This window comes from Clostridium sp. CS1-1 (genome assembly GCF_056135525.1).
The window spans coordinates 1,141,258-1,153,624 of sequence record NZ_CM148680.1 but is presented as its reverse complement, the minus strand read 5'-3'; the positions used below and the strand labels follow the sequence as shown (position 1 = coordinate 1,153,624).

General features: G+C 37.0%; 7 protein-coding genes, 1 tRNA gene and 3 rRNA genes. 1 reads left to right on the top strand and 10 read right to left on the bottom strand.

All coding sequences use genetic code 11. The features are described from left to right. Positions 1-116 precede the first annotated feature (116 nt). The 4 genes from AC0N0V_RS05135 to AC0N0V_RS05120 form a co-directional block, all read right to left on the bottom strand. Complete coding sequence (locus tag AC0N0V_RS05135) at positions 117-305, bottom strand: hypothetical protein (RefSeq protein WP_474462517.1); 189 nt, start codon at positions 303-305, stop codon at positions 117-119. Positions 306-455: 150 nt separating this feature from the next. Beyond that, the gene (locus AC0N0V_RS05130; RefSeq protein WP_474462516.1) at positions 456-590 is read right to left on the bottom strand and encodes a FeoB-associated Cys-rich membrane protein; all 135 of its coding nucleotides are present in this window, start codon (positions 588-590) and stop codon (positions 456-458) included. 139 nt (positions 591-729) lie between these two features. Next, the gene (locus tag AC0N0V_RS05125) at positions 730-2,103 is read right to left on the bottom strand and encodes a sensor histidine kinase (protein WP_474462515.1); all 1,374 of its coding nucleotides are present in this window, start codon (positions 2,101-2,103) and stop codon (positions 730-732) included. Next, a complete protein-coding gene (locus AC0N0V_RS05120) occupies positions 2,103-2,786 on the bottom strand; it encodes a response regulator transcription factor (RefSeq protein WP_474462514.1) in 684 nt (227 codons plus the stop codon). Before AC0N0V_RS05120 ends, AC0N0V_RS05125 begins: the two co-directional genes overlap by 1 nt. 867 nt (positions 2,787-3,653) lie before the next feature. On the opposite strand from AC0N0V_RS05120, the gene AC0N0V_RS05115 reads away from it, so the two are divergent. Continuing rightward, on the top strand, positions 3,654-4,076 hold the full coding sequence (locus AC0N0V_RS05115) for a GNAT family N-acetyltransferase (protein ID WP_474462513.1): 423 nt from the start codon (positions 3,654-3,656) through the stop codon (positions 4,074-4,076). Between the two features lie 143 nt (positions 4,077-4,219). Here AC0N0V_RS05115 and AC0N0V_RS05110 read toward each other — a convergent pair whose 3' ends face one another. From AC0N0V_RS05110 to AC0N0V_RS05085, 6 genes are all read right to left on the bottom strand, one after another. After that, on the bottom strand, positions 4,220-4,429 hold the full coding sequence (locus AC0N0V_RS05110) for a gamma-glutamylcyclotransferase (protein WP_474462512.1): 210 nt from the start codon (positions 4,427-4,429) through the stop codon (positions 4,220-4,222). A gap of 401 nt (positions 4,430-4,830) precedes the next feature. Continuing rightward, positions 4,831-4,906 (bottom strand) — tRNA-Lys (locus tag AC0N0V_RS05105). A 7-nt stretch (positions 4,907-4,913) separates the two neighbouring features. Further along, positions 4,914-5,030: ribosomal RNA gene (gene rrf / locus AC0N0V_RS05100) — 5S ribosomal RNA — on the bottom strand. Between the two features lie 179 nt (positions 5,031-5,209). Next, positions 5,210-8,114: ribosomal RNA gene (locus tag AC0N0V_RS05095) — 23S ribosomal RNA — on the bottom strand. Between the two features lie 235 nt (positions 8,115-8,349). Continuing rightward, positions 8,350-9,856 (bottom strand): 16S ribosomal RNA (locus AC0N0V_RS05090). Together the 16S, 23S and 5S rRNA genes with 1 tRNA gene alongside form the textbook arrangement of a ribosomal RNA operon. A gap of 579 nt (positions 9,857-10,435) precedes the next feature. Beyond that, a complete protein-coding gene (locus AC0N0V_RS05085) occupies positions 10,436-12,253 on the bottom strand; it encodes a MutS family DNA mismatch repair protein (RefSeq protein WP_474462511.1) in 1,818 nt (605 codons plus the stop codon). Positions 12,254-12,367: the final 114 nt, after the last annotated feature.

Sequence of the window (12,367 nt, the reverse complement as noted above, 5' to 3'; positions counted from 1 at the left end):
GCTAACCATAGAATTCCTGTAAATAATCTTAATCTACTTATTACTAATAAATCTCTTAACAAAAACAGCCCCACAAAGGGCTGTTTTTACTACAATACTTTTGGATTATTTCATATTTACTTTACTATGACTTTTAGATTTTCAGAAAACAATACTTTCTTAGAATCTATAACTATTACTTTATCTTCCATGCCCTTATATCTAAAAGATATCAAGACATTGAAACCATCTTTATTAATTTTTGAAAAACCTACATTAGCATTTTCATTCTCTAATCCCATTCTAGCAGAAGGAAGGTACTGCATCTCAGCACGATGACCACTTCAACAAGCATTACCTCCCACTACTGTCATATCCAATATTATAGTAGTGCATTTCTTTTTATCTAAATATCTTTTAGCTTTTTCAGTAATTATAATCTCCAAAGCGATCACTCCTTGTTTATATATATATTTCTATCTCATCTTGCGTGGTTTTGTGTCACAGTTACCACAACCACAACCACCTGAAGATTTCTTTTTTATATTTTTATATAACATATATACTGCAGCAACACCAATAACTCCAGAAATAATTATTTCAATATCCACTTAAAAATTCTCCTCTCTTTTAATATATTACTTTCTATTGTTATATATTAGTTATATCGTCATATATGACAAAAAACTTACTCGATAATTAGTCTTTTTTACCTTAATATCATTAGGCTGATAGAGAATCAAGCTTATATTAACTAGCTCTCTTAATTTTTATAGTGAAATTAGTCCCCTTTCCAACTTCACTGTCTACGCTAATGGAGGCTGAATGAAGAATTAGAACATCCTTTACTATAGTTAATCCTATTCCACTACCTTCAATTTTATTTCTACTCTTATCTCCTCTATATAGTCTTTCGAATATAAAAGGTAAGTCTTCTTTGCCAATTCCAATACCATTATCTCTGATACTAACAATAATATCATCTTTAGTACTTGTTAAGTTAATCCAAACCTTATCTCCATAATTTGAGAACTTTATCGCGTTGGATAAAAGATTAATAAATACCTGTTTTAGTTTGTCTGCATCTCCAATTATAGTGTAATCACTGTCATGTCCTGCATTATAAATCAACTTTATATCTTTATCACTTAATGCAACTGAGAAGTCATCACATACTGAAGATATTAGCTTATCTACAAAAATCTTATCTTTATTGATAGAAACTGTTTCTAATTCAAATTCCTTTAAAGTATTTAGATTATTTAAAAGCTTACCAAATCTAATAACCTCATCATTTAAAGCTGTTAACTGTTCATTACTTACAGGAAAAATACCATCAATCATAGCTTCTAGATTGTTTTGAAGAATGTTTAGTGGCGTTCTTATTTCATGAGATATATCTGAAACTAGCCTTTTTCTTAACAAATCTTGCTGCTTAAGTCTTTCTCCTAAAGTATTAATACTACTCTTTAGTTTTTCAATCTCTAATATATCTGTCTTTACATTAGCTCTAGGATTATAATCTCCATTGGATAGTTTTACTGATATATCTGATACTTCTCTAATAGGTACTGAAAACTGCTTTGAAATATAAAGACTAATAATTATTACAATAAGAAGGCTCAAAAAGATACTAGCGACAATACCCTTATTAATAGATAACTTGAAATTGACATCTTCAGCAGACAGTAAAACAGAAGAATATTGACCTATCTCTATATAGCCAACATTATTACCATTATACTTAATAGGAATATTCGTTGTACTATAAACTCCATTATTCCTACCATTATTCAAAATCTTAAAATGATCTCTTTCTTTAATATCATTTGGATCCATCATCCATACTAACTTTTTATTTTCATCTAAAAGAGTTATACAGTAATTACTCATAAACGCTTCATGTCTCATCTCACTTCCAGAATCTTTTGTCCACTTTTTATCTCTTTTATAAACTTCCTCGAAATATTGTACTATTCTATCGTTTCTTTTATTCTGGATATCTAACATGTATTTAGTAAACTTATTACTTATTGTAATATTTACAAATATCGCGGTTAAAAGTGCAGCTAGTATAGAGCAAATTAGAATTATAATACTTAACTTTCTTCTTATGCTGTGCATTAGCTTTCCCCACCGAATTTATACCCTATCCTCGGTACAGTTAAGATATATTTAGGTTTTCTACTATCTTCCTCTATTTTTTTTCTTATGTTTTTAATATGAACATCTACTGTCCTATCAAATCCTTCAAAATCCATACCGAATACTCTATCAATCAGCTGTTCTCTTGTAAATACTTTACCTTTATTTATTGCAAGTGTATACAGAATATCAAATTCATTAGGTGTGAGCATTACCTCCTCACCTTTAATTTTTATAATCCTACTATCTTTATCAAATTCAATATTTCCATTGTCAAAAGATAACATAGAAGTACTATTTACTTCTAATCTTCTAAATAACGCATTAACTCTTGCAACCAATTCTCTTGGACTAAAAGGTTTAACTAAATACTCATCAGCTCCTGTATTTAGGCCTTCGATTTTATCTTCTAAAGAGGATTTAGCGGTTACCATAAATATGTGCACTTGTGATTTACTTCTTATCGTCTTACATATTTCTTCCCCTTGAATATCTGGGAGCATTAAATCAAGTATGACTAAATTAAATTCAGTTGAATCAAATAATCTTAGTCCCTCTATTCCATTAGCTGCAGTATGTACAATGTACCCTTCTTTCTCTAAATATGCCTTTTGCACATTAGATATTTTTTCCTCGTCCTCTATTATCAAAATATTGTTCATTCTATTCACCTTCCTGTTTATTCTGGAACCACAAATAACTCTATCTAATATATTAAATACTTAGTTTCTCTGTACAATATGACTTACATGAACCTCTATAGCATTCTAATTTTATTTCATTATATAAAATTATTGTGTAGATTTTATAAAGAAATTTAATTTACTTATTGCTTCTGGCGTACTTGTAAGCTATTCATATCTTTACTTTATAGTATACATAAAATAAAAATCATAATCTACTATCTTATAAAAGCACCACCAACCTTATATTGAGAATAAATAATAAGTTAGGTACTTTAAATATATAAAAACTATATAATCCTCTCACCTCACATGACTTTTTAAAATAAAGAAAGGGAAACGAAACATCGTTTCCCTAGTGTAGTCTTAATCTAACAAAATCCTCTTCTTCTTCCACTGCCACAGCATAGTATTAGAATTAGTATAATTATCCACCAATCTTGTCCGCCTCTGCATCCGCATCCACGTCTTGACATAAAAGATCCCTCCTTATATTCTTTAAAGTTATCTCACTTAATAACGTAAAGTTTATTCTTAACTTTCTTCTTATGTCTTATAGTATATAATATTATAAACCACCTGATATTGTTACTAAGTTTTATAAATTTTTTATTATTTTAACGTATAGTTCTAAGAACCACAAAACATCAAATACGAACGATTGTATGTTTCTAATAATTGAACTCCGTTTTAAATTAAGTTCTTGCTTTTATAGCAAAATAATTTAACAAAGTTGTAGACTTTAAAGTTATAACATACTCATACGTGTCAATTGATACTATTTTAATTATGTGGTAATATATATTATTATAATTTAGAATTTTCTATAACTATTTGGAGGAAACTATGGATTATCGTATTGAAGCAAATTGCAACAGAATCGATTGGCATGAAGTGTGTAATGTAATAAAAAAAGCTGGACTAGCCACTCATTCTGTGGAAGAAACAGAAAAAGCTTTTAAAAACAGTTACTTAACATTATTCATTTTTCATAATGAATTGATGATTGGTACTGGAAGGGCGCTTTCGGACGGGGTTTATCAAGCATCTATCTATGATATTGCTGTTTTACCTGAATATCAAAAAATTGGAATAGGAAAATTAATAATGGAAGAGTTCCACAGAAAATTAATAGATATTAATATTATATTGTATGCAAACCCTACTGCACAAAATTTCTATAAGAAATTAGGATACTCTAAAATGCTAACAGGCATGGCAAGATTCAATAATAGTAATGGAATGCGTGAACGCGGGTTTATTGAGTAGTAAGCATTAGATTCTTATTTTATAAATCTATTAAATAGACTATGTATCAAATTTTTGACGAAAAACTTTGTAAATCATACTAAAAGGTCCCATCACAAAAAATGATGGGACTCTCAAAATAATTATTCGTAAAGATATTATACTTATTTCCTATATAAAATTAAATCCTCTGGTAATCCTATTCCAGCAAAACAGTAATTTCCTTTACTGAATTCCATTCTATTTACCTCCACAGCTCTTCCATATAGTGGGTGTTCTTTTTCACACTTTCTACATTTTTTACAAATATACTCAGTGTTAAATACGCTTGAAGTCCAATAATTAACCTCTTCTCCACAACGTCCACACTTCATTTTATCCCCCCTATTAATTTATAATTAGCCTTAGAAACTTTATCTTTAAGTAAAAGTATGTATTGTAACAGATTAGATTAAACAGATATGTCAAAATATTTTGGCTTAGTATAAAAAGATTAGCTGCTTAGATACCTTTATAACAAAATATATTTTTATTGTACATAGTAATGACTTAAAAAATTATACTTAAGCTAGTTACTAATCAATAATTTCCTAATTTTTTTAAGTTAGCTTTATTTATATATATGTTAGAAACTTGAATTAAGAACTGTGATTTAAAATATTTTACTTATTAAGATTAACATCACTTTTGTTTAGTGCTTATAGTTTTATACGCATAAATAATTATAGGTTCCTATATAAAATAAAAAAGAGATATCTATAAAAAGATATCTCTTTGGTGGCTTACCGGGGAATCGAACCCCGGACACCATGATTAAAAGTCATGTGCTCTACCGACTGAGCTAGTAAACCATATCTAACCTAGCAGCGACCTACTCTTCCACACAGTCTCCCGTGCAGTACCATCGGCACTGTGAAGCTTAACCATCGTGTTCGGAATGGGAACGGGTGTAACCTTCACGTCATAACCACTAGATTCGCAAAAATTGCTATAAGCTTCGCATTTCTGCGTCAAATCCTTCGCTGTGGTGCTCATTTACTGAAGTAAACTCTGCTCCTCGCTCAAGCTTTTCCTTGAACTGCTCGCTTCTATCAATTTTTATTGTTACTTTTTGTTTGAAAGAACTATTCTCTCAAAATTGCACAGTGATATATTAGGTCAAGCCCTCGACCTATTAGTATCAGTCAGCTGAACATGTTACCATGCTTACACCTCTGACCTATCAACCTTGTGTTCTTCAAGGGGTCTTACTAGCTTACGCTATGGGAAATCTTATCTTGAGGTGGGCTTCACGCTTAGATGCTTTCAGCGTTTATCCCGTCCCGACATAGCTACCCAGCTGTGCTCCTGGCGGAACAACTGGTGCACCAGAGGTCAGTCCATCCCGGTCCTCTCGTACTAAGGACAGCTCCTCTCAAATTTCCTACGCCCGCGACGGATAGGGACCGAACTGTCTCACGACGTTCTGAACCCAGCTCGCGTGCCGCTTTAATGGGCGAACAGCCCAACCCTTGGGACCTACTTCAGCCCCAGGATGCGACGAGCCGACATCGAGGTGCCAAACCTCCCCGTCGATGTGGACTCTTGGGGGAGATCAGCCTGTTATCCCCGAGGTAGCTTTTATCCGTTGAGCGATGGCCCTCCCACGAGGTACCACCGGATCACTAAGCCCGACTTTCGTCCCTGCTCCACTTGTTTGTGTCGCAGTCAGGCTCCCTTCTGCCTTTGCACTCTACGAACGATTTCCAACCGTTCTGAGGGAACCTTTGGGCGCCTCCGTTACTTTTTAGGAGGCGACCGCCCCAGTCAAACTGCCCACCTAACAATGTCCCGTGACCAGATTCATGGCCGCCGGTTAGAATCCCAGTACTGTCAGGGTGGTATCCCAAGGACGACTCCACAAAGGCTGACGCCTCTGCTTCGCAGTCTCCCACCTATCCTGTACAGACAATACCGAGACTCAATGCTAAGCTACAGTAAAGCTCTACGGGGTCTTTCCGTCCAATCGCGGGTAGCGAGCATCTTCACTCGCAATACAATTTCGCCGGATTTGTTGTCGAGACAGTGCCCAAGTCATTACGCCATTCGTGCGGGTCGGAACTTACCCGACAAGGAATTTCGCTACCTTAGGACCGTTATAGTTACGGCCGCCGTTTACTGGGGCTTAAGTTCACACCTTCGCATGAAGCTAAGTGTTCCCCTTAACCTTCCAGCACCGGGCAGGCGTCAGCCCCTATACATCAGCTTTCGCTTTAGCAGAGACCTGTGTTTTTGCTAAACAGTTGCTTGGGCCTATTCTCTGCGACCACCTTGCGGTGGCACCCCTTCTCCCGAAGTTACGGGGTCAATTTGCCGAGTTCCTTGACAACAATTCTTCCGCTGGTCTTAGGATTCTCTCCTCACCTACCTGTGTCGGTTTGCGGTACGGGCACCAGTTTACTCCATAGAGACTTTTCTTGGCAGCGTGGAATCAGATACTTCGCCCAAAAGGGCTCCCCGTAACACCTCAACATTAACTAGACGGATTTGCCTATCTAGTCTGCCTAAGTGCTTAGACGCACATCCAATAGTGCGCACATCTTATCCTCCTGCGTCATCCCATTTGTAATAACGCAAACTGGTGGTATCGGAATATCAACCGATTGTCCATCACCTACGCCTTTCGGCCTCGGCTTAGGTCCCGACTAACCCTGAGCGGACGAGCCTTCCTCAGGAAACCTTAGGTTTTCGACCAATAAGATTCTCACTTATTTCTCGCTACTTATGCCAGCATACTCACTCCTGTACAGTCCACCGCTCCTTACGGTACGACTTCAACCCATACAGGAAGCTCCTCTACCACTGATACTTACGTATCAATCCATAGCTTCGGTGGTAAGTTTTAGCCCCGAACATCTTCGGCGCAGGATCTCTCGACTAGTGAGCTATTACGCACTCTTTAAATGAGTGGCTGCTTCTAAGCCAACATCCTAGTTGTCTTAGAAATCCCACATCCTTTTCCACTTAACTTACACTTTGGGACCTTAGCTGATGGTCTGGGCTGTTTCCCTTTTGACCACGGATCTTATCATTCGTAGTCTGACTGCTTTGATTCAAGTATATGGCATTCGGAGTTTGATAGGGTTCAGTAACTGTTGTCAGCCCCTAGCCCATTCAGTGCTCTACCTCCACTACTCATTCAAAACGCTAGCCCTAAAGCTATTTCGAGGAGAACCAGCTATCTCCGAGTTCGATTGGAATTTCTCCGCTATCCACAGCTCATCCCATGGTTTTTCAACACCAATGTGGTTCGGTCCTCCACGGAATTTTACTTCCGCTTCAACCTGTCCATGGATAGGTCACCCGGTTTCGGGTCTACGACATGCAACTTTTTGCCCTATTCAGACTCGGTTTCCCTTCGGCTACGTATCTTAAATACTTAACCTTGCTACACATCGTAACTCGCTGGCTCGTTCTACAAAAAGCACGTCGTCGCAGGTAAAACTGCTTCGACTGATTGTGGACACACGGTTTCAGGTTCTATTTCACTCCCCTTCCGGGGTTCTTTTCACCTTTCCCTCACGGTACTGCTTCACTATCGGTCACCAGTTAGTATTTAGCCTTGGGAGGTGGTCCTCCCTGCTTCCCACAAGGTTTCACGTGTCTCGTGGTACTCTGGATCAGATCTGACTGTTATTCTTTTTACCTACAGGGCTGTTACCTTCTATGGCGGAGCCTTCCAGCTCTCTTCAATTAAGAAATCACAGTATTTAATGATCTGTCCGCAACCCCAGGAACAAGTTCCTGGTTTGGGCTCTTTCCCTTTCGCTCGCCGCTACTTAGGAAATCGATTTTTCTTTCTCTTCCTCCGGGTACTTAGATGTTTCAGTTCCCCGGGTATACCTCTATAAACCTATGAATTCAGTTTACAGTACATAGCGTTAGCTATGTGGGTTGCCCCATTCGGAAATCTCCGGATCGCAGGCTATTTGCGCCTACCCGAAGCTTATCGCAGCTTATCGCGTCCTTCATCGGCTACTGGTGCCAAGGCATTCACCATGCGCCCTTTGTAGCTTGACCTTAAATCATAATTCTACAAAGGTATATATACCTTTAGCTTTACTTTGTTTATGTTAAATAATTTTCATTATTCAACGCTTATCACTGTGCAATTTTCAAAGAACAATATTGGAGATACATCTTATCATGCTGGCTCTACCGAGCCAACAGGAAAATGATCCCTCAAAATTAAACAGAGTGTAAACCAGAATTCCAATGTAACTAAAAACCTAAGTTTCTAGTTATTATTCCTTAGAAAGGAGGTGATCCAGCCGCAGGTTCTCCTACGGCTACCTTGTTACGACTTCACCCCAATCACTGACCCCACCTTCGGCCGCTGGCTCCTTACGGTTACCTCACGGACTTCGGGTGTTGCCAGCTCTCATGGTGTGACGGGCGGTGTGTACAAGGCCCGGGAACGTATTCACCGCGACATTCTGATTCGCGATTACTAGCAACTCCAGCTTCATGTAGGCGAGTTTCAGCCTACAATCCGAACTGGGATGAGTTTTTTAGTTTGGCTCCCCCTCGCGGGTTTGCATCTAATTGTACTCACCATTGTAGCACGTGTGTAGCCCTGGACATAAGGGGCATGATGATTTGACGTCATCCCCACCTTCCTCCCGGTTAACCCGGGCAGTCTCACTAGAGTGCTCAACTTAATGGTAGCAACTAATGATAAGGGTTGCGCTCGTTGCAGGACTTAACCTAACATCTCACGACACGAGCTGACGACAACCATGCACCACCTGTCTCCCTGCCCCGAAGGGCTTCCTCCATTACGAGTAATTCAGGGGATGTCAAGTCCAGGTAAGGTTCTTCGCGTTGCTTCGAATTAAACCACATGCTCCGCTGCTTGTGCGGGCCCCCGTCAATTCCTTTGAGTTTTAATCTTGCGATCGTACTTCCCAGGCGGAGTACTTATTGTGTTAACTGCGGCACAGAAGGTTGGACCCTCCTACACCTAGTACTCATCGTTTACGGCGTGGACTACCAGGGTATCTAATCCTGTTTGCTACCCACGCTTTCATGCCTCAGCGTCAGTTATGGTCCAGAGAATCGCCTTCGCCACTGGTGTTCTTCCTAATCTCTACGCATTTCACCGCTACACTAGGAATTCCATTCTCCTCTCCCACACTCTAGATATCCAGTTTGAAATGCAGCTCCCAAGTTAAGCCCGGGAATTTCACATCTCACTTAAATATCCGCCTACGCATCCTTTACGCCCAGTAAATCCGGACAACGCTTGCCACCTACGTATTACCGCGGCTGCTGGCACGTAGTTAGCCGTGGCTTCCTCCTTGGGTACCGTCATTATCGTCCCCAAAGACAGAGCTTTACAACCCGAAGGCCTTCATCACTCACGCGGCGTTGCTGCATCAGGCTTTCGCCCATTGTGCAATATTCCCCACTGCTGCCTCCCGTAGGAGTCTGGACCGTATCTCAGTTCCAATGTGGCCGATCACCCTCTCAGGTCGGCTACGCATCGTCGCCTTGGTGAGCCTTTACCTCACCAACTAGCTAATGCGCCGCGGGTCCATCTCAAAGCGGATTACTCCTTTAATTAGTTCTTCATGCGAAAAACTAATGTTATGCGGTATTAATCTCCCTTTCGGGAGGCTATCCCCCTCTTTGAGGCAGGTTACCCACGTGTTACTCACCCGTCCGCCGCTAATCCACCCCGAAGGGTTTCATCGCTCGACTTGCATGTGTTAGGCACGCCGCCAGCGTTCGTCCTGAGCCAGGATCAAACTCTCAATTTAAAAGTTTGCTTGCTCATTACTGTTTTGTTACTTTAAAAGTAACTCAAAGAATTGCTGGTTTATTTAAAAATAAGTTTTAACTTATCTTTCACTCTGTTTAATTTTCAAGGATCATGTCGATTTAACTCGACTGCTTGTATATCTTACCATTTCTATTTTTCTTTGTCAAGAATATTTTTAATGTTTTTTATCTTCAATCTTTCTTGACAGCTTTTATATAATATCATGAACAAATACTTGGTGTCAACAACTTTTAGTTATCGAATTTTGTTCATTTATTTGCCGCTCATCAAGCGACGAATGTTATCTTATCATTTTTAAATATATCATATAAAGTGATTTATATTTAAAAGGATTAATTAACTAACCCATTCTTCATATATCTCTTTAATGCTTTATATTCACCATATCGACACACCTGAACCAGTTTTACGATATTGTAATAATCTTTAATAAATTTAAATTAATATGCTTCCCTCCAAAGATATATCTCCTTTATATCGAATTACACTCCCTAGTAGCAATCATATCCCATAAATGGAACCCTTGACATAAGATAAAAACAAAAGAAGAGTAAGTTTATAAAGACTCCTCTTCTTGTATTTCAATTCCCGCCATTCTCATCAAGTATAATGCATTCCTAGTTGTTGACACACCTGAACGAAGCTTATAATCAAAATTTATTTTATTATTTTTATAATATTCTCTAAAGTGATAGTTTTTAACTTTATTATTTATTTTTTCAATATCAGCAAGTTCTAGATCATGAGTAGATACAAAACCTAGTGCGTTTTCTTTACTTAACTTCTCTATTAATACTTTTGCCCCTGTATGCCTGTCTTTAGAGTTTGTTCCTCTAAATATTTCATCTAACAGAAAAAAAACTGGCTCTTTTCTATTTACAGCATCTATAAGCTTTCTTACCCTTAAAATCTCAGCGTAAAATGATGAAATATTTTCTTCTAAATTATCACCTATCCTCATGCATGTATATATGTTCATTATAGAACAATAAAAGCTATCTGCACAAACTGGTGCTCCGGCATATGCTAAAACTAGATTAATTCCAGCAGTCCTTAATAAGGTACTTTTACCGGACATATTTGATCCAGTAATTAACAAAACACTTTGGTGTGCTCCTATTTCTAAATCATTACATACTCTAGTATCACTCAGCAGCGGATGTCCTATATTTTTTGCTCTTAATATAAGTAAATTATTCTCAAACTTTGGCATACCCCATTCTGGATTATCATGCTTCAAAACAGATAAACTGCATAAAGCTTCTATCTCAGCAATTGTATCCAACCATTGTTTAAGAGAACTTCCAGCTACTTTCTTCCACGCCTCCAATCTAATTATAAATTGGAAATCCCATAGTATAATAACATTTACAATAAAATAGAAAAAATTCTTTCTATCATAGATTAAACTTGTAAGCCTAACTAGCTTATCAATTTGCTTAGTCGCCTTTATATTTTCTCCATATATAAGGCTTTTCTGTAATACTTTTAGAAGATTAGATTTAAATCTCTTTTTCTCTATGAGCCAGAGCATTCTTTTATATACTTCTATATCTCTTTTGTACTTATATAGTGAATTTAGCATTTTGTCGGTTTCATCTGCATTTAATTTAAGTATAAGTGCTTGAATACCCATAAATAAAAGAGGAATATAGTATGGTATATTTCTCATAAAAAAATATATTAGAATTATCACTATTGTAATTAAAGGTAGAATACGCGTAATCGGTACAAATAGAGAATTATTAAACAAATTACTTCTTTCTGTTCCCCATTTAAAAAGAGCTTCAGGATTCTCCATTTGTTCTGACACTATTTTTCCTTCTGCCATAAATCGCTGTCTCCATCCAAGGTCCTTTGCAAGTTCCTGTATAGCCTCTTGTCTTTCATATATCTCTTGAATATTGTAATTAGGGTATGATAGTACCTTATTTAATTTTTTTCTTCCCAAGTATGTATTGGAAGTATTAATATATTGAAAAAGAGATCCCTTCCCAAAAATGTCGATATCCTTTGAGTAATTATGGCTATCCATTATAAACTCCACACCAGTGTCCTCAAAGGATTTCCATTCCCATTTTAACCGTTTAATTGCATATTCATTAATTTTGCAAATAGTATCACAGCATTTCTTACTATACACCAGCTTACTATGTCTATTAATTAAAATTGTAAATATATAAATTAGCATTGCAAATAAAATAAAGCTTATATAATACTTTTTTGATATGTAAAAGAAAACCGAAAAACCAATTGTAGAAATAAAGACTATTAGCCTTAATAAAGATACAAAATTAATAGTATGTCTCTGCTTTTTTGATAATCTTTCAAATCTACTTTTTCGCTTTAAATATTTTTCCTGTAAATCATTCAAAGTTCATATTCCTCCCGTATTAAGAAAAGATAAAGTTAAAGGCCTACATTACACCTTTAACTTTACCTTATAGTTTACTAATTTCAATATAATTCAAATCCGGATTATTCCTTA

What these genes read in the sequence shown, in the direction of transcription:
- AC0N0V_RS05135 (WP_474462517.1), bottom strand. Translation starts at nt 305, where the DNA reads ATGCAGTACCTTCCTTCTGCTAGAATGGGATTAGAGAATGAAAATGCT.
- AC0N0V_RS05125 (WP_474462515.1), bottom strand. Translation starts at nt 2,103, where the DNA reads ATGCACAGCATAAGAAGAAAGTTAAGTATTATAATTCTAATTTGCTCT.
- AC0N0V_RS05120 (WP_474462514.1), bottom strand. Translation starts at nt 2,786, where the DNA reads ATGAACAATATTTTGATAATAGAGGACGAGGAAAAAATATCTAATGTG.
- AC0N0V_RS05115 (WP_474462513.1), top strand. Translation starts at nt 3,654, where the DNA reads ATGGATTATCGTATTGAAGCAAATTGCAACAGAATCGATTGGCATGAA.
- AC0N0V_RS05110 (WP_474462512.1), bottom strand. Translation starts at nt 4,429, where the DNA reads ATGAAGTGTGGACGTTGTGGAGAAGAGGTTAATTATTGGACTTCAAGC.